General features: G+C 55.6%; 16 protein-coding genes. 3 read left to right on the top strand and 13 right to left on the bottom strand.

Annotated features, from left to right (window positions below; genetic code table 11):
- The first annotated feature begins 211 nt into the window (after positions 1 to 211).
- Together W822_RS31295 and W822_RS31290 are read left to right on the top strand one after the other, a co-directional pair.
- Positions 212 to 2,410: a TonB-dependent receptor gene (locus W822_RS31295; protein WP_031242391.1), complete on the top strand. Its 2,199-nt coding sequence runs from the start codon at positions 212 to 214 to the stop codon at positions 2,408 to 2,410.
- A 45-nt stretch (positions 2,411 to 2,455) separates the two neighbouring features.
- Positions 2,456 to 4,936, top strand: coding sequence for a glucose/quinate/shikimate family membrane-bound PQQ-dependent dehydrogenase (locus W822_RS31290; protein WP_024004532.1), 2,481 nt, complete (start codon positions 2,456 to 2,458; stop codon positions 4,934 to 4,936).
- A gap of 129 nt (positions 4,937 to 5,065) precedes the next feature.
- Here W822_RS31290 and W822_RS31285 read toward each other — a convergent pair whose 3' ends face one another.
- From W822_RS31285 to W822_RS31260, 6 genes are all read right to left on the bottom strand, one after another.
- Positions 5,066 to 5,659: a cysteine dioxygenase family protein gene (locus tag W822_RS31285; protein WP_031242389.1), complete on the bottom strand. Its 594-nt coding sequence runs from the start codon at positions 5,657 to 5,659 to the stop codon at positions 5,066 to 5,068.
- Between the two features lie 102 nt (positions 5,660 to 5,761).
- A complete protein-coding gene (purB, locus tag W822_RS31280; RefSeq protein WP_024004530.1) occupies positions 5,762 to 7,111 on the bottom strand; it encodes an adenylosuccinate lyase in 1,350 nt (449 codons plus the stop codon).
- A 26-nt stretch (positions 7,112 to 7,137) separates the two neighbouring features.
- Positions 7,138 to 8,514 carry an MmgE/PrpD family protein gene (locus W822_RS31275; RefSeq protein ID WP_024004529.1) on the bottom strand — a complete coding sequence of 459 codons (1,377 nt, stop codon included), beginning with the start codon at positions 8,512 to 8,514 and terminating at the stop codon, positions 7,138 to 7,140.
- A complete protein-coding gene (locus W822_RS31270; RefSeq protein WP_024004528.1) occupies positions 8,511 to 10,007 on the bottom strand; it encodes a tripartite tricarboxylate transporter permease in 1,497 nt (498 codons plus the stop codon). The genes W822_RS31275 and W822_RS31270 overlap by 4 nt, the downstream gene beginning before the upstream one ends.
- Positions 10,008 to 10,017: 10 nt before the next feature.
- On the bottom strand, positions 10,018 to 10,500 hold the full coding sequence (locus W822_RS31265; RefSeq protein WP_024004527.1) for a tripartite tricarboxylate transporter TctB family protein: 483 nt from the start codon (positions 10,498 to 10,500) through the stop codon (positions 10,018 to 10,020).
- Positions 10,497 to 11,492: a tripartite tricarboxylate transporter substrate binding protein gene (locus W822_RS31260; RefSeq protein WP_024004526.1), complete on the bottom strand. Its 996-nt coding sequence runs from the start codon at positions 11,490 to 11,492 to the stop codon at positions 10,497 to 10,499. The genes W822_RS31265 and W822_RS31260 overlap by 4 nt, the downstream gene beginning before the upstream one ends.
- 283 nt (positions 11,493 to 11,775) lie before the next feature.
- Here W822_RS31260 and W822_RS31255 point away from each other — a divergent pair, with 283 nt between their 5' ends.
- Positions 11,776 to 12,528, top strand: a complete 753-nt coding sequence (locus W822_RS31255; protein WP_024004525.1) for an IclR family transcriptional regulator — start codon at positions 11,776 to 11,778, stop codon at positions 12,526 to 12,528.
- A gap of 43 nt (positions 12,529 to 12,571) precedes the next feature.
- On the opposite strand, the gene W822_RS31250 is transcribed toward W822_RS31255, so the two are convergent.
- The 7 genes from W822_RS31250 to W822_RS31220 form a co-directional block, all read right to left on the bottom strand.
- A complete protein-coding gene (locus W822_RS31250; protein ID WP_024004524.1) occupies positions 12,572 to 12,961 on the bottom strand; it encodes a DUF488 domain-containing protein in 390 nt (129 codons plus the stop codon).
- A 148-nt stretch (positions 12,962 to 13,109) separates the two neighbouring features.
- Positions 13,110 to 13,703 carry a fumarate hydratase C-terminal domain-containing protein gene (locus W822_RS31245; RefSeq protein ID WP_024004523.1) on the bottom strand — a complete coding sequence of 198 codons (594 nt, stop codon included), beginning with the start codon at positions 13,701 to 13,703 and terminating at the stop codon, positions 13,110 to 13,112.
- 6 nt (positions 13,704 to 13,709) lie between these two features.
- On the bottom strand, positions 13,710 to 14,579 hold the full coding sequence (locus W822_RS31240; protein WP_024004522.1) for a fumarate hydratase: 870 nt from the start codon (positions 14,577 to 14,579) through the stop codon (positions 13,710 to 13,712).
- A gap of 17 nt (positions 14,580 to 14,596) precedes the next feature.
- A complete protein-coding gene (locus W822_RS31235) occupies positions 14,597 to 15,610 on the bottom strand; it encodes a ketopantoate reductase family protein (protein ID WP_051401639.1) in 1,014 nt (337 codons plus the stop codon).
- A gap of 145 nt (positions 15,611 to 15,755) precedes the next feature.
- A complete protein-coding gene (locus W822_RS31230; protein WP_024004520.1) occupies positions 15,756 to 16,733 on the bottom strand; it encodes a Bug family tripartite tricarboxylate transporter substrate binding protein in 978 nt (325 codons plus the stop codon).
- Positions 16,734 to 16,777: 44 nt separating this feature from the next.
- Positions 16,778 to 17,734 carry a hydroxymethylglutaryl-CoA lyase gene (locus W822_RS31225; RefSeq protein WP_024004519.1) on the bottom strand — a complete coding sequence of 319 codons (957 nt, stop codon included), beginning with the start codon at positions 17,732 to 17,734 and terminating at the stop codon, positions 16,778 to 16,780.
- Positions 17,731 to 18,945, bottom strand: a complete 1,215-nt coding sequence (locus W822_RS31220) for a CaiB/BaiF CoA transferase family protein (protein ID WP_024004518.1) — start codon at positions 18,943 to 18,945, stop codon at positions 17,731 to 17,733. The genes W822_RS31225 and W822_RS31220 overlap by 4 nt, the downstream gene beginning before the upstream one ends.
- Positions 18,946 to 19,112 lie beyond the last annotated feature (167 nt).

The raw sequence follows: 19,112 nt of genomic DNA, 5'->3' as shown, positions 1-19,112 counted from the left end.
TTACCTTTGCACTATCGCCGCACTCTTGCGCAACACGACAAGGATAAAATTTTAGGCACCTGGCCAGAACATCAATAAGAATGAGCATTTCAGTCACGATTGGTCCGGTTTGGTTACTGACGGGTTATCATAGAACGTAGCATCGGCCGATGCCGTGCGCGGTCCGTCCCGGACCCCTTGTTTTGACTATTTATTCAGCGTGAGTTTGTACATGAGTTCCCCACCCTTCACACCGGCGGCCCTGGCCAGTTGCCTTGTTTCCTTATTCGCCTGCGCGGGCAGCGCCAGCGGCCAGCCGGCGGCCTCGGGGGGAACAGAGGCAACCGCCGCGCCCATTTCGGCGACGGCGACCGCATCCGATGCGCCCGTCACTGAACTGGCACCCATTGTGGCCACCAGCACCCGTATGGACCGCCCGGCAAACGAAATCCCAGCATCGGTCACCGTGATTGATGGCGCACAAATCCGCGCGAACGAAATGCAGGCCAATCTGTCAGAAGGCTTACGCGGCATTCCCGGCCTGACTGTGCGCAACCGCGAGAATTATGCACAAGACCTGCAGGTGGGTATCCGTGGCTTTGGCGCCCGTTCGGCGTTTGGCGTGCGCGGCATTCGTCTTTATGTCGATGGCATCCCGGCGACCATGCCTGATGGCCAGGGACAGACCTCGAATATTGATTTATCTTCGATTGCATCGGCCGAAGTCCTGCGCGGCCCATTTTCCACGCTGTATGGCAACTCCTCCGGCGGCGTGCTGCTGACCGAAACCGAGACGGGCGAAGGCCCGCTCAAACTGACTCCGTCCTTTGCAACGGGCAGTAACGGGCAATTGCGCTATGGTATGAAAGCCTCCGGATCACGCGGTGACGGCCCTGGTGCCATTGATTACCTGCTCAGCGCCAATCATTTCCGCACAGACGGCTACCGCGACCACAGCGAGGCAGAGAAAAACCAGGTCAATGCCAAATTGGGCATGCAGATGGGCGATAGCGGCCATCTGAGCCTCTTGTTCAATCACGTGGATGTCTCGGCGCAGGACCCCCAGGGCCTGACCCGTGAAGAATTTGAAAATGATCCACGGGCCTCCTCACCCAATGCCAAGACCTACAACGTACGCAAAACCACCAAGCAGACGCAGGGCGGCCTGGTGTACGAACAGCCGCTATCGGGCAATACCGACCTGCGCGTCATGGGCTATTACGGCGAGCGCGAAACCAAGCAGTTCCTTTCTATCCCCATCGCTCCTCAACGCGCGCCATCGCACGCTGGCGGCGTCATCTGGCTTAAACGCCAGTACGGCGGCACTGATATCAGGCTGACTTCGCGCCTGTCGCTGGCGGATCGCCCGCTGACGCTGGTAGCCGGGGTCGCCTGGGATACCATGCGCGAAGCGCGCAAGGGCTACGAGAATTTCATTGGCGATCAGCTTGGCGTGCAAGGCAATCTGCGGCGCGACGAAATCAATACGGTCTGGAACCTTGACCCGTATGTGCAGGCCTCCTGGCAGTTTGCTGACCGCTGGACCCTGGATGCGGGCTTGCGCTACAGCAATGTGCATTTCAAATCATCGGACCGATATATTACAAATGGCAATGCAGACGACAGCGGCACCGCAAACTACAGCAAACTGCTGCCCGTCATTGCCCTAAATTTCCAGGCCACGCCCGATCTGTCATTCTACGTCACGGCAGGACGCGGCTTTGAGACACCAACCTTCAACGAACTGTCGTACCGCAATGACAATGAACCCGGTCTCAATTTTGGTCTGAAGCCCTCCATCAACACCACGCTGGAGGCGGGTGCCAAGGCCACGATCGGCAACAGCCAACTGACTGCTGCAGTCTTCCGCACCTACACCAAGGACGAAATTGTCAGCGCTGGCGGCTCGGGCGGCCGCACCTCCTACCAGAATGCAGGCCGCACCCTGCGCGATGGCGTCGAACTGTCGTGGGATGCACAGCTTTACCGCAGTCTGCAGGCACATTTGTCTTATACCTATCTGCACGCCCGCTATCGCGACAGTTTCTGCTCGGGTCCCTGCTCCGACAGCAATCCTGAGATCCCAGCCGGCAACGACATCCCCGGTATAGCACGCAATACGGCGACAGCATCTCTCGCCTGGGCGCCCGAACAGGGATGGAACGCAGGCGTCGATGTCGATTATTTGGGCAAAGTGTACGTTAATGACCGCAATAGCGAATCGGCCCCCTCGGCCATCGTGACCAGTGTGCATACCGGCTATACATGGAAACAAGACCAATGGACCCTCAATGCCTTCGCACGGGTCGACAATGTCTTCAATAAGCGTTACGCGGGCTCGGTCATTATCAATGATGCCAATAACCGCTACTATGAACCGGCACCCGGCCGGAACTGGACCGCAGGCATGACGGTCAGCTATCGTTTTTAACGCTAAAATACAGTTGTCATGTAGTCTGTTTCAAAGGGGAAAACAATGGACGAACGCAAACGCACATCCGGTATCGCAGGCATTGGCCTGACCTTGCTGGGTCTCCTTATTATGCTGATTGGCATATTCATGACCATCGGCGGCGCGTGGCTGGCCATATTGGGTGGCAGCGTCTATTACATCCTGATGGGCCTGGCTATGCTCTTGTCAGGCTATCTGATCATGAAACGCAATCTGGTCGGCGCGTGGCTTTATGCGATTGCGTTTATTGCGACCGTCATATGGGCAGTATGGGAAGCCGGCTGGGAGTTCTGGCCCCTGGTGGCCCGAATCTTTGCCTTTGCCGTGCTGGCTTTTCTGGTCACCCTTGCCGTCCCTGCCTTGCGCCATGCAGAGGGCAAAACGCCCTGCCGTGTCACGCGATGGGCTTCTATTACGCTTGCCGTCGGCATTGTGGCAACCTTCGCCCTTTTCTTCTTCCCGAAATCGGTGATAGAAGCCGAGCATATTGCACCTGTCATGAAAGTCGACGCCGGTGACAAGCCGGCAGACTGGCAGCACTGGGGCAATACTACCGCCGGCACCCGTTTTGTCGCGATGGACCAGATCAACAAAAACAATATCGGCAAACTGCAAGTCGCCTGGACAGCCCATACGGGCGATATTCCCGAAAGTACGGGCTCCGGAGCCGAGGACCAGAATACTCCCTTGCAGATCGGCGATACGCTCTATGTGTGCACCCCTTACAGTAAAGTCATTGCCCTGGATGTCGACTCTGGCAAGGAAAAATGGCGATACGATTCAAAGGCAACGGCCCCCAACTGGCAACGCTGCCGCGGCCTCGGATATTTTGATGCAACTGCCAGTGCGGATACGGTCGCCCAGGCCAGTTCAGAGGGCGTAGCGGTTGCAGGCGCTCAACAAACGGTGCCTGCCGACAGCACCAGCCCTGCAGGTACGGTGCCGGTCAGCGAACCGGCTAATGCCATGACTTGCCCGCGCCGCCTGTTTCTGCCCACCACTGACGCGCGTCTGATCGCCATCAATGCCGACAACGGTCAGCCTTGCACAGAGTTTGGCAACCTGGGCACGGTAGATCTGAAAGTCGGCATGGGTGAAGTCAAGGATGGCTACTATCAACAGACATCCACACCGCTGGTTGCCGGCAATGTCGTGATCGTCGGCGGACGCGTGGCCGACAACTTTGCTGTAGACGAGCCTCCTGGTGTTGTCCGCGCCTTCAATGTCGTGTCGGGTAATCTGGAATGGGCCTGGGACCCCGGCAATCCCGAAGTGACCGGCCTGCCGCCGGAGGGGCAAACCTACACTCGCGGCACACCGAATGTCTGGTCCGCCATGTCCTACGATGCAAAGCTCGGCCTGGTGTACCTGCCCACCGGCAACGCCACGCCGGACTTCTATGCCGGACAACGCACAGAACAGGACGACAAATACAGCTCCTCTATCGTGGCGCTGGAAGCCAAAACCGGCAAGGTTCGCTGGCACTTCCAGACCACCCATCATGATCTGTGGGATTTCGACCTGCCTGCGCAACCCCTGCTTTATGACATTCCCGATGGCAAGGGCGGCACCCATTTCGCACTGGTGCAAGTGACCAAGCAAGGCGAGATCTTCATGCTGGACCGGGTCACCGGCAAGCCGCTGGCCCAGGTACAGGAAAAGCAGGTGCCTCAGGGCAATGTGCCGGGCGAGCGCTATTCAGAAACGCAGCCCTTTTCAGTCGGCATGCCCTCTATCGGCAACCAGACACTGACCGAATCCGATATGTGGGGTGCCACCGCGTTCGATCAATTACTGTGCCGGATCCAGTTCAAAGGCATGCGCCATGATGGCGTCTATACGCCGCCCGGTGAAGACCGCGCCCTGCAGTTTCCTGGTTCGCTGGGCGGTATGAACTGGGGCGGTGTGTCGGTAGATCCGACCACCAATTACATGTTCGTCAATGATATGCGACTGGGTCTGGCCAATTACATGATTCCGCGCGAGAAAGTCGGCGCAGGTGCCAGTGGCATCGAAATGGGCGTGGTTCCCCAGGACGGCACACCTTATGGCGCCATGCGCGAGCGCTTTCTGTCGCAATTGGGCATTCCCTGCCAGAAACCGCCTTTCGGAACCATGACCGCCATTGACCTGAAAACCCGCAAGATTGTCTGGCAGGTGCCCGTCGGTACCGTGCAGGATACCGGTCCGCTTGGCATTCGCATGGGTATGCCGATTCCCATTGGCATGCCGACACTTGGTCCATCGCTGGCAACCCAGGCCGGATTATTGTTTTTCGCCGGCACCCAGGATTTCTATCTGCGTGCGTACGATTCGTCTACCGGCAAGGAAATCTGGAAGTCGCGCCTGCCTGTGGGCAGTCAATCGGGCCCCATGTCCTATATATCTCCGAAAACGGGCAAGCAGTATATCCTGATCAACGCAGGCGGGGCGCGGCAATCGCCGGATCGTGGCGACTACATCATCGCCTACGCGCTGCCGGACGATGCCAACAAGGCACAATAGCATCTGAAATACAGACCGGCACATCAGGCCGGTCTGTTCAAAATACTGCCCCCTGGTACGGTTTACGACCGTTGCTACGGGGGCAGCGTCATTTCATGCATTCTGCTCAATCGATGCTCATGAGTGCAATTATGACGGTGACGTTTCTGGTGCCCAGAGATTGGGAGCAAGCTTATTGGAGTAGCCCGATACAAAACGTTTGGGCTGCCCGGTATCAGGATCGTAAACACTGCGCTCTATCCGTCCGATATTGCCGCCATACAAATGAATACTGATTGAAACTTTGTCGTCAAAGGCGTTGCTGACGCGATGAATATCTCCGATGGTGGGTGACACACAGGCGGTTTGTCCCGGCTGCAGGGTATGAGCTGCGCCCGCAGGCTCAAGGCCGCTCTCGGTCAATCGGAAGGGTTGGTCCACTTCAGCCCCTCGCAGCATGCCGATCACGCCCCAAACGGTGTGATCATGCACTGGCGTCTTTTGCCCGGGCCCCCATACAAAACTGACCAGCGAAAAGCGATCCAGTGGATCTCCATACAACAGGTACTGTCGATAATAGTCGGGGTGAGGCACTGCCAGCTCATCAGGAAGCCAGTCATCAGATGCCACCAGTCCCGCAATCAGTTTACTGGACTCTTCCAGCGCCTGCGCCTCGGTTAATTCCTTACGCTCTACCATTCGGCTGAGCGCCGCGACGGTGCTGCGCAATTTATCGTTACTCATTGTCCGATGTTTCCTTATAACGTTGAAAATTTTGATTGAAGATCGTTAAGATCGCTGCTCCGCGGCAGTCATGAACTGCGTGCGTGATCTCTCTGGCTTCATTTACTCAAGCGAATTCGCCAGCACCTGATCCACAAAATCGCCTGCATGTCCGATGTAACCATGCGGCTCCAGCATGCGTTCGATATCGCGCTCTTGCAACCGCCCCGACACCTCGGCATCGGCCAACAATGCGTCCTTCAATGAGCCGCCCTTTTCAAAAACGTCCATGCATATACGATACACAATATCATGAGCTTCCTGGCGGCCGAGCGTGTCGCTCAGCCCCATCATGACAGCTTCGGACATAAGCAGCCCGTTTTGTGCAAAAAGATTTTTTTCCATGTTCTCGGTGCGCACACTCAGGCCACCCGTGACAAAAATCATTTTTTTGATCGCCGCATGCGTCATGTTAAAGACGCGTCCGATAAACTCCCTTTCGGTCTGCAGAACAACTTTATCACGTTCGTGATCAGCCACGATCGCTTCGATGGCCAGCGGCACGGTCGTACGCACGATGCGCGTCAGCGCAATCACCCCCTCACAGATGGGCGGATTACGCTTGTGAGGCATCGTACTGCTGCCGACCTTGCCCGGCGCAAAGGGCTCCTCCAGCTCGGCAATATCAGTTTTTTGCAGACTGAAAATTTCATGCGCGATTTTTCCGGCAGTCCCGCAAGCAATGGCAAGAACACAAATCAATTCGGCAATCGAATCCCGCGAGGTGTGCCAGGTAATGGACGGACATGCCAGCCCGAGCTCTTCAAAAAGACGTCGTTGTACCGTCAATCCCTGCGTTCCCAGCGCTGCAAGCGTGCCGACCGCGCCCGAAAACTGCCCAACCAACACGCGTTCACGCATCTGTCTGATTCGGACAAAATTGCGTCTGAGTTCCTCGGCCCATCCAGCAGCCTTAAAACCGAATGTAATGGGTAGCGCATGTTGACCGTGGCTGCGACCTACCATGACCTGATCCCGATAGGTCGCAGCCAGTTCGCGAACATTGGCGTACAGCGCACGATACGCGCTTTCAATTTCGTCCAGCCCGTCACGAACCTGGAGAATGGTACCCGTATCCATAATGTCCTGTGTCGTCGCCCCCCAGTGAATATATTCGCCTGCTTCGCCGTCACACGCTTTTTTCATGGCGCGCAGCAGCGGCACGATAGGATGCGCGGTCCGATCCATTTCCTGTTTGAGTTCGGGCAGATCGATATTCTCGACTTTGCACTTGCGATCAATTTCTTCCCCGGCCTCTCTGGGTATGATGTCCAGTTCAACCTGCACACGAGCCAGCGCAGCTTCAACATCCAGCCAACGCTGCACTGTCGTCTCATCGCTGAATATCTGCCTCATGCTATCGGTGCCGAACTGATCCCGAAACAAGGCACTGTCAATGACATAAGCTCCCATTTTCATTCTCCTGCGTATTTACTATGTTATTGAATAAGGCGGCTGTTGCGCTCCCAGGCGCGAAAATCGTCCATCCAGGTCCGCATGTCAGCAACGTTGTCCAGATTCAAAATAAATCCATGCAAACCATCCAGACTATCTGCTGCATAGCGATCCTGCAGCAACGCACGGGACTTCGCACATAATCGCTGCCGCTGTCGTTCCAGATCGCTTTCCGGGCGGCTGGCATCCACAGTGATGCGCTCGGTCGATCCGTTGGTGAAGGCAATTTCGATACACGCATTGGCCCGTCCCAACGCTGCATCGCCCTGAACCGTGATTCGCTCACGCCAGGCGGCAATCTGCTGATCAGCCAGACATTCATGTGAAAAAGCCTGCTGACTGGCCGTATCCGCCCCGTGGAGTGCCAGCGCCACCATATGACGGATACTGAAACGGGCTTGCGCTGCCGTTTCCGGTGTCTGGATATTGCAGACCGACAGATATTGATTCTCTATACCAACCCGCACCGAACCTACGGACTCAAGAGATGGCTTGCCCAATTGCAGAGCAGCTTCTATGGGGGCCTGGGTTCCGTAACAAGACGCATGATATTTGAAAATCACATTCCGGATATCCCAATGACCTTCCTCCTGCGCCACCGCGTCCGGAAAAGTCTGATCGGCGTACAGATCAGGAAAACCGCCATCGACATCAAAGATACTCGGCTCGGCGTCGAACGACTGCGCGGCCAGCCCGCTGGCAAAAAGGCCAAGAGACGCCGCCCTGCCTGCATGCAGCGGTTTACAAGACGTGCCGAAAGCGGCCCTCAAGCCACCGGCCTGGCTGGCCGCTATACCGAAAGCATGACGCATCTGCAAAGGCGTCAGGCCGCGCAACCAGCCGACGGCGGCGGTAGCACCAAAGCTGCCAAGCGTCGCCGTATTGTGCCACCCCAGTTTGTAGTGACTTTCTCCCATTAATGCCGCTAGACGGGTCTGGACCTCCACGCCAACCACGAATGCAGCAAGCGCCTTTTCTCCCGACACTCCGTTCGATTCACCGAAAGCCAGTATGGCGGGCCACAGCGGCACCGACGGATGCACACGCGACGGCAAGTGGGCATCATCAAAATCCAGAACATGGCCGGCAGTTCCATTGATCAGGGCCGCATGCGTTGACGAGACGCGAGCGCCGCCGGCCAGCAGAGTTGCCGGCCCGGCTGCGCCGTTTTCTTCATCCAGATATCGGCGCAGCCTGGCGATCGCTGGATCATGCGATCCGGCCAGCACCATTGTGACCCAGTCAAGCAGGGAATGACGCGCAATGGCAAGGACATCCTCCGGCTGCATTGAAACATCAGTTTCGCATGCCCATTCGGCCAGCATCCGCGTGATGTATCTATCAGGTTTGGAATCGCTCATTTGGGTGCGTCCATATCAATTCCCGATGCGGCACGGCGTTTCCGGATCAGCGGCACCAGAAAGGACAGCAGTGCAAGGACCAGTAACACGACCGTGATAGGCTGATGAAGAAAGATCATATGGTCGCCTTCGGCCACCACCAGCGCCTGACGATAATTCGTCTCGGCCATCGGCAACAGCACCAGGGCAAGCACGATCGGCGCAAGGGGAATGTCCAGTTTGCGCAGAACATACCCGAGCAAACCAAACACGAGTGTGATGTACACAGGGAACATCGCATTTTCTGATGCGTAAGCGCCCACAATCGATATTGCGGTAACGACAGCTGCAAGCAGCGGAGCCGGGATATCCACGACCTTTACCCACAGCCGTGCACCGAGCAGGCCGACAATCACCATCAACGGCACACCGATAATCAGGGAGGCGAAGATTGAATAAGGAATTTCGGGGTTTCTGACAAAGAGCAGCGGACCCGGCTGAATACCCTGAATCATCAGGGCGCCGATCAGGATCGCAGCGGTGGCGGATCCTGGTATACCGAGAGCCAGCAATGGCGCCAGCGCCCCGGAGACAGCAGAATTGTTTGCGGACTCCGATGCCGCAACGCCTTTCGGGTTTCCCTGGCCGAAGGTCTGAGGGTCATGAGCAACCCGTTTTGTCTCGTTGTAGGAAATCAGGCTTGCGATAGAAGCGCCTGCGCCCGGTATCACGCCAATGATATAGCCGATTCCCGACCCGCGCAGAATCGTGGCCCACAGCGGCCGATAGCGAGACCATGGCACAGAACGCACGTTATCCACCTTGATCGCCTGGCCCGTCGTTGCCTGACCTTCAAGCATGAACAAAGCTTCCGAAATAGCATACAGACCGAGCAGCGCGGGCACTAGCGGAATGCCGTCGAACAGATCCGGAGTAAATGCGAACCGTGGTGTCCCGTTTTCAGGGTCCATGCCGATCACGGCAAACATAATACCGATACACAATGCAAGCAGTCCGCGCAACGGAGATCTGCCTCCCAGACTGGTCACCAGACTCAGACCGAAAATGCCCAGCGCGCAATACTCGGTCGGACCGAACTCCAGGGCGAACTCCGATAACGGAACTGCGGTGACGATCAGCAGCACCGCACTCAGAAGTGCGCCGATGCCGGAACTGATGATCGAAATGTGTAAGGCGAACCCGGCATCCCCGCGTCGTGCCATCGGATAACCGTCCCATGCGGTTGCAACCGCTGCGGCAGTGCCGGGGGTATTGAGCAATATGGCGGTAATGGCACCGCCGTATTCTGCCGCCATATACAGGCTAACCAGTGCAACCATCGCAATGACGGGGTCAATACCATACGTAAACGGCACGAGCAAAGCGACCCCCAGGCTGGGACCCAGCCCTGGCATGGCGCCAATCAGATAACCGATGAGCGTCCCGCCCATAAGGGCAAGAAGAACGTACGGATGCAATACAAGTCCGAATCCGTTGATCAAGTCTGAAATCATGTTATTGCTCCTAGGGGAACTGCACGCCAAGCAATTGCTCAAAGCATAGATAAATAAAAATCACAAACCCCGCAGCACACAGGATCAGACGCGACCAACGCCGCTCACCTCCCACCACCATAAGAAGCGGGACCGCAAAAACAGAAACCAAATAGAAACCGGCGATAGGGATAAGCAAAACATAGGCAGTCATCACCAGCACACCGGATGCCACCGCTGCAGGACGATGCAGCTGGACGTCCGAATCAAGCCGCCGGGCCTCTGCAAACAACACGATGCTGCAGACCATGCCCAGGCACGAAGCGAGCAACGGCACTTTTCCCGGCCCCACATCCACCGGATTGAGCGGCGCCTGGAATCCCAGGCTTAACCAGGCAGTGCAGGCGAAAACCAGCAGGCATAAAATGGCAATAACCCGGGTTGCACTTTTTTCACTGATACTGGGGCAGCGATAGACAACCGATGCCGTATTCGCGTTGACCTGGCTATTCATTTGGCAAGTCCCAGTTTTTTGAGCCAATCGCTTCCGATACCATCCATTTTCTCAACGAATGCCGGATATTCTGTCGGCCCCTGGGTTCCGGCGATCTGGGCTGTTTCTTTCATGTACTTCTGAAAGGCAGGTGTCTGCATGGCTTTGAAAAAGCCATCTGCCAGCTTTTTCTGAATCTCTGCCGGTATCTCTTTGGGACCGAAAATACCTCGAATCTGCTTCCATGATGAATCTACCGGGTAACCTGCTTCCGCATAAGTCGGCACCTGCGGCAGGGAGTCAGCGCGCGTGTCATCCAGGATACCGAGAATACGTATACGACCTGCCTCGGCAAACTGCAACGCCGGCCCTGGATTGGTATTGACAACGTCAATATGTTTTCCCAGCAGCGCAGTCATCGCTTGCGGTCCCCCCGTGTAGCTGACCCAGGTAAAAGGCATCTTTGCCTTGTCTGCAAGCAAGTTGAAAGCGATATTGTGTGCCGCTCCGACAGTACCAAAACCCCCGACTTTCAGATTGACTCCTTCTTTTTTTCCGGCCTCTACCAAATCTTTCATGGTCTTGTATGGACTATCCGCCGCCACAACCGTGATATATGGATCGAGCTGGTTCAGAGTGATCCAGGAAAAATCCTGCCACTTGTAAACACCTTTCAGGTTGGTCTGCATTGCAGTCAAATGTGAAGCCGTATTTACGCCAACGGTATATCCGTCCGGCGCGGCAGATTTGATGAATGCCATTTGGGTCGCCCCGCTGCCGCCGGGCCGGTTAACCACGACTACCGGTTTACCGAATACCTTGCCGGCGCTTTGCGCCAGTTCTCTGGCAAAAATATCAGTCGACGATCCCGCTCCGGTATGGACGACGATTGTGATTGGTTTGCTTGGAAATGTATCATCGGCCGCATATACCATCTGGGCATCAAGCCCGCTAAACATGACGACTGACAGAACAAAAGCCCACCCTGCCCAGCATTTGATGCGTAAATCCATCTTATCCTCCTGTTTCATTATTTGGAACATCGTTCTTATTTTAAGAATAAATAAGAACACGACTAGTAGAAAAAGTCAACTAATTGTCATTAGGGGTTACCCGTTACAGGGTTCGATTTTGCACAAACAGGAATAGGGAAATGCGGCCTGTTTGCCACGAGGAGATTCCGATTGGTATCAATCTCCTCAGCGGAGGAGTATATTATTGTTGTTCCAGTATTTGATATACTATTACACTATATAAAAATTACTGAGCCTCATTGGCTCACTTACTGGTAAAAGTATGGATAAAACATTTCTGAAAGGGCTTGTCCTTCTGGAAACGCTGGCGCGCAGCGAACAGGCCTGCGGTGTAACGGAACTGGCAAGTGAACTGCAGTTGACAAAAAGCAATGTTCACCGATTGCTGCAAGGCCTTGTTCATCAGGGCTTTGCCCGGAATGTCGCGGATACCGGGCGCTACGAACTGACAATGAAGTTATGGGAGCTGGGGTCCCACGTTTTTGGGCGACTGGATGTCCGGCATGTCGCCGACCCGTTCATGAAAGCACTCGCTACGGAAACATCGGAAACGGTGCACCTTTCTACCCTGGATGGGATAGAGGTATTGTATCTGGCAAAAATTGACAGTCCCCAGCCTGTTCGCGCATACACCACCGTTGGCGGGCGAGCACCTGCCCAATGTGTTGCAACAGGAAAAGCACAGTTGGCCTGGTCCGACGCCGCAACGTTGGAATCCGTAAAAATCGCGCTTTCCGCCTACACCTCCAAGAGTATGACACGCCCACAGCAACTCGATAGCGAACTCGAACGCGTGCGTCTTCAGGGTTTTGCGGTCAATATCGGAGAATGGCGCGAACAAGTATGCGGCGTTGCTGCTCCCATACGCGACGGGTCGGGCAGAGTGATCGCAGCTCTTGGCGTATCGGGACCCGCAGACAGGCTGAAACCCCGCATCATGCATAATCTGGCGCCGACCATTATTACTGCTGCTGAAAAAATTTCGTCATTGCTTGGCTATCGCTCACGCAGCTGATGCCGCACTGGCATCGGCACACGGGGCATGCATACCTGTACAACTAACGCTCCGAATCCGAATGATCAGAATCATTCAGGTGGGAAATCAAATAATCGCGCAGCACGTTCGCATGATTGTGCGACTCGTCCTTCGTCGCATACAGCAAGGTAACGCATCCGTGGCGGGCCTTGTCCAGCAACAGGTCGACGGCGTCAGGTTCTGTGTCTAGCTCAGCGCAATAACGTTTCGTAAACTCGGCCCATCGCGTCTTGTCTTCATGGACCCATTTGCGCAACGAGCTGCTGGGCGTAATGTCCTTGAGCCAAAGATCGTATTTCAAATCCGTTTTCTTCACCCCCCGCGGCCACAGGCGATCCACCAGTACACGGTAGCCATCGCTTGCGGCCGGTTCATCGTATACACGTTTGGTTTGAACAGGATTTTTCTTCATCGCCGCCTCCTTGTGCATTCGGCGCACCCCGCAGGGCTGGCCTATCGTCATCTTACCGCGAATGACGAATGAATACCCGGCAGTGATACTGCAACCCATGCAAGAGGGTTTCGGATGCAACGAAGGCATCGATCCACCGCAAACAACATCACGATTGTGCTTTCAGTTGTTCTCGTGCAGCGTCACGAATTTGCGTGTAAAGATTATTGCCATGCGCATCGATTCCCACCGTGACCGGCCCCAGCCCCTTGACGCGCAGCCTGACCACACGATAATGCGTCAGCATATCGCGCCAGCCCACTTCCAGCACTTCTTCGATCGCTTCGCTCAGCAGTGTGCAGCCCCCGCCGAGAAAAGACAAATACACGCAACCGGCTTCCTGCATGGCTTTCGCACTGGCCTCGTCCAATCCCCCCTTGCCACCGGTCGCATGCAGCTCCAGCTCCCGGATCAGCCGCGGCATATGCGGGTTGAAACGCGTGCTGGTCGTCGGATTGACATACAGGATTTCAAACTGCCCGTCGGTCTCCCGGCTATAGCTGCCCAGATGAAATAACGACGCGCCATGCAAATCCATCGGAAACGGCTCCTTGTCATCCAGGCAGTCCAGAAACCTTGCGTGGGTCGGCAGCCCGGCGGTAATAATAATCTCACCGTCAATAATGACCTGATCGCCGGCTCGCAACGTACGCGCATCCGCAGCCGTCAGGGGGAATGTCATGCGATGGGTGGTGATACTCATATCCGTTCACTCCAATATTTCGACACGACCATCGTTATAGCAACGCGCTCGGGTACGACGGTTGATCCAGCAGTTGAAACAGACCGCCACCGGCGTGAATCCATGCCCGGCAGAATAATTGATATGCACGGCCATAGAGGTACTGTCACCGCCGGTGCCCATCGGTCCAAAACCGGTTTTATTGATCCGCTGCAGCAGGCGCGCTTCCATTTCGACCAGGATCGGCTCGCTGTTGACCGTACCGATCTTTCGCAGCGTCGCTTCTTTGGCCATCTTAGCTGCATAATCAAACGAGCCGCCAATGCCTACGCCGATAACAACCGGGGGACAGGGCTGGGATCCGGCCTTGAGCACCGTTTCCATCACGAAGTTTTCTATTGTCGGCAAATCGGGAAAACTGAATATCTCCAGTGCAGCCCAGCGCCCCGACCCCAATGCTTTGGGCGAACAGGTGATATCGATATAATCCGCACCGTCAACCAGATCGAACGTCGTGATCGGCATCCCCTTGCCCTTGTAGCCGCGCTCCAGCGTCAGGGGGTTGGTTACGTGCGGCAGCAGGGGCGGGTCGATCGTCGTGACCAGTTCAGCAAAGCCATCGTCAATGGCCTGTTTTACATTGCCTTCAAAACGCGCCTGCGTGCCGATCTGCATGAAATAGACTGGCACCCCTGAGTCGGAGCAGACCAGCGATTGCTTGCGGCGTGCGGCATCGGCGCTCTCAACCATTATCTGCAAAGTTCTGCGACCGGTTTCATTGGTCTCGCGCGCCCCCGCCTCCACCAGAGCCTGACGTGTATCATCGGGAATTTGCTTGAGCGAGCGTTCATAAAGCTGCGCGGTGACCTGTTTGATCAATTCGTATGTGATTGCCATGTGTAGGGGTGTCTCTTTTATTGTTTAAGCAGCCCGAAAGTCTGGGCGCGCATGCGGGCCAGTGCGTAAATCGTCGATGCAATCGGTGTCTCGATATTCAGCGCACGGGCCACTTCCACAAATGCGCCCGCAATGGCCTGCACCTCTACCGGTCTGGCGGCTTCGGCGTCCTGCAACATCGATGTCTTGACCCTGCCAAGCTTGCGGGTGACGGCAAGCCGCTGTGGTGGTGCCACGCTAATATCCAGGCCCAGAGCGGCGCCCACGGCAGTGACTTCGTTCATCAATGCAACAAACACCTCATAAACACGGGGATCATCGATCAAGAGATCGGTGGATGAACCGGTAAGCAAACTGACCGGATTGAAACAGACATTTCCCAGCAGTTTTTCCCAGACCGCGCGTCCAATAGCATCTGTCTGCTCTGCGGCGAGGCCGGCGGCATTGAAAAGTGCGACGACACGCGCAAGCCGTTCGGTGCTGCCTCCTGCAGTTGAAGGCGATGCAATTTCGCCCAATACCAGCCTGGTGCCCGAACTATGATGAGATACCCCAGGTTCGGGACTGTAGCATGAGGGATAAACGACACTGCCGAGCACGCGGTGGCTATCAATCGCCTGATCAATGACGCCCTCGGGATCAACAGAATCAAGCCGGGCCGGCACGCCAAAGCGGGCCATCCCATGACTGAACCACCACGGAATACCATTGATCGCCGGGATCACCACAGTCTCTTCGTGACAGAGCGACGACACCATAGGTGCAACATCCGCCAGCGCATGTGCCTTGACAGCAATAATCACCACATCCTGCACGCCCAGCGCCTGTGGATCCGATGACGCTTTTACTTTGGCCACCAGGCGCTTTTCTCCTTCCTCAAGGATCCAGCCACGCGTCTGGATGGCCTGTAATGTTTTGCCTCGTGCCAGCACACTGACCTGTGCGCCGCTCTCGGCCAGTTTCACGCCCAGATAGCCGCCAATTGCGCCGGCACCAATCACACATACTTTCATTTCGCTTTGTCTGCCCATTTTTCCTTCCCGATATCACACCGGCATGACAAGTGTCATCATCGCAGCATGCCGGGCGTGTTCAGCGAATCATACTAAAATATTCGCCATTTAATGTCAATAAGCTATATTATTGACCTTTTTGCCGAAACTGTAATCCCTTTCTTTATTTGACCACGATTTTATTCTCGTCAATGATGCGTTTCCACTTTGCCCTCTCGGTATCCATCATGGTTTTATATGCTTCCGATGAGGAAGTCTGGGCCACCTGTCCCTGTCGGGCAAAGAAATCGCCAACTGCCTTGTCTTTCAATGCCCCGGCAAGGGCATGGCGGAATTGGTCGATAATCGCAACCGGCGTGGCCTTGGGCGTAATGATGCCGTAAATGGAACTGGCCGTCACTTCAGGATAACCCAATTCTGTTGTTGTTGGCACGTCAGGCAGAACCGGCGATCTTTTGTCGCCCATGACAGCGACAATTTTCAAGCTATCCTTGAGCGCCAAAACGGCGGATATTTCCGATGCCGTCATCTGAATCTCGTTTGCCGCAAGCGCATTGAGCACGTTATTGCCGCCCTTGTAGGGAATATGCGTCAGATTGATTCCGGCGGCTTTGTTCAGCAGCAACCCGTCCAGGTGCGTGCTCGAGCCGGTGCCGGGAGAACCGAAATTCATGGCATCCGGGTGTTTTTTTGCGTTCTCGATCAGCTCCTTCAGCGAATGATTTCCTGCAGCCGGATTCACCGCAAAAACATGCGGACTGATCGAAAGCAAAGAGACATACCCGATCTCATCCAGGCTGAATGGCAGTTTGTTCAGGTGCGGCGCGATTGCAAAGATGCCAAGCACGCCAAATCCAAATGTATAACCATCGGGCTTGGCCTTCAAGGTGGAATTAATGCCGATCAGTCCTGACGCACCGGGCTTGTTCTCTACCACAACAGTTTGTCCCAATTGCTTCTCCAGCGCTGGAGACAGGACGCGCGCAATTGTATCGACCGGACCGCCAGCCGTATACGGCACAATGAGTGTAATTGGATGGCGCGGCCACTCTTTTGCCGCGTAGGCTGGTGTCGTCGCGACCATGACAGCGCAACACGTCGCGACTGCGGATAAAAACAGATGTCGGATGCTCGAACTCATAATGTCTCCTTTTTGTTTTGTTGCAACTTAAATAATAATAATGATCAGGCTGCCGCACGACAGGCATCCAGCGAACCTGCCCTCAACAACGTGCTCGGCAGAGGATGGCCAACGATCTGTTCCGCGAGACGTCCGGCTTCGATCAGGGCCTCCAGGTCAATACCCGTTTCGATGCCCATTTCCGAACAAAGCAGAACCAGCTCTTCACTGGCAATATTTCCGGTAGCGCCGGGTCTGCCGGCAAACGGACACCCGCCAAGGCCTGCAACCGTGCTGTCAAAATGCGTCACGCCCATTTTGAGTGCGGCATGAGCGCTTGCCACGCCCATGCCGCGTGTGTCATGCAGATGCAAAATCAGTGTCGTCTCGGGCCAGGCATTGCGAAACGCCCCAACCAGTTTTTCGGTACGTGCCGGTGTCGTCCACCCCATGCTGTCGGCAAGCGTTATTTCGTGAATGCGATGCCCTGCCTCTGCTGCAATCGCAATACCGTCCCTGGCTGCCGCCAGGGCCTGCTCAACAGCCACATCGCCCGAGTAATTGCAACCGAAGGCAGCCATCACGCCCACCCGGGTGATTGGCACGTCATGCAGGCTCAAAGAAATCGTCTGCTGGCGCAGGACCGCCAGATGCTCCTCGTAACTTCGATTCAGGTTTTTCCTTGAAAACACATCGGAGGCACAGAGTATGAGCGAACCACTGACCTGCAGTTTGTCCCGATAGGCAAGTGCCCTTTGCAGCCCCCTCTCGTTGAACCACAAGGCGGTATAGTCCACCCCGGGCGCCGCTTTCATGCCCGCAATAACAGCTTCGGCATCATGCCAGCCGGGTACGGCCCTGGGATTGACGAAAGAGGCGATCTGAATGTGCTTGACCCCCGTCGCAGACAATGCGTCGACCAGCCGGATTTTATCTTCCGTACTGATAGGCCCAGGTTCTATCTGAAAGCCTTCGCGTGGACCTTCTTCACGAATATGTACAAAACCCGGTATGTCGCTCATACTGTCTCCTCTGTCTGCTGAATAAATTGGCTCTGCGCCATGGCATCTATCTGCCTGGCGCTATATCCCAGTTGTGCAAGGAAGGCCCTTGTCTGCCGTCCTGCGGCCTGGGGCTGCATTGTCACCTGAAAATCATGTTCGCTCATGCGAAAGGGCAGTGCCGGAATTTGGACATCCCGCCCATCCGGCAGCTGCGTGTTCAGCAACTGATTACTTTGAACCAAGTGTTCATCGTCTTTCAGCTGATCGGGTCTGTTGATCTTTGCCACAGGCAATGTTGCCCGTGCACATCTGCGTACCACCTCATCACTCCCCATGGTGCGCAGGACTGCTGCAATGGCGGCAATCAGATTGGCCCGGTCCTTCAGGCGCTCGGCCTGGGTCGCGTAATCCGGTCTGGCGTAAAGATGTGGCAACGCAAATTCTGCACAGAATCGCTGCCATTGCTGCTCACTGGTGACGGCAACAAAAACCTGACTATCTTTCGTATCGAACAGATCATAGACGGTAAAAACATGATCCCGTTCGGGCATTGGTTTGGGTATTTCACCTGACATTGCTGAATACGCCATATGCTGCCCTGTATAAAACGCAGCGGTTTCAAAAAGCGCGCTTTGTATCAGTTGCCCCCTGCCCGTCTGTTCCCGCTGACGCAATGCCGCGAGGATACCGATGGCACCGAACATGCCGCCTGTAATATCCACGATGGAACCGCCGGCACGCATTGGCTTCCCGGCAGGACCGGTCATATAGGCCATACCGCCCATCATCTGTGCGACCTCATCCAGAGCCAGACGATTTTCATAGGGACCAGGCAGAAAACCCTTGAGCGAGCAATAGATCAGGCGTGGATTGATCTGGCGGGCGGCAGCATAATCCATTCCCAGTTTTTTCATCACACCGGGGGCGAAGTTTTCGATGATGACATCGGCCCAGCGCAACGCTCTGGGAATCAAATCCTGCGCCTGCTCGCTCTGTTTGAGATCGAACTGCGCGCTGGCTTTATTCCGATTGAAACAAGTGAAAAACCCCAGCCCGAAACCCTTAAGTTTACGGGTTGGGTCTCCGCCTGGCGGCTCGATCCGGATGACCTGGGCGCCAAGATCAGCCAGTACGAGTCCGCAGGACGGTCCCATGACCATATGGCCGAAATCCAGTACCTTGACGCCCTCCAGGGGCCCGCTTGTGTGTTTAGTCGAATCCTGCGTCATGCGTTTCCTGTCCATTACGTATCGGGTTGCACCGAATCGGGCTGCCCTTTTTGTTTCTATACAATTGTTATGTTCTGTAGAATAATCTTATCTTTGATACGCAAGCGCTGGCGCAGTATTTGACGAACCCTGGTTTCGCCAATGGCGATGGCTGAGCCATTTTCTGG

The organism is Advenella kashmirensis W13003 (assembly GCF_000506985.1).
Taxonomy (GTDB): Bacteria; Pseudomonadota; Gammaproteobacteria; order Burkholderiales; family Burkholderiaceae_B; genus Advenella; species Advenella kashmirensis_A.
This window is presented reverse-complemented; position numbering and strand designations above follow the sequence as displayed.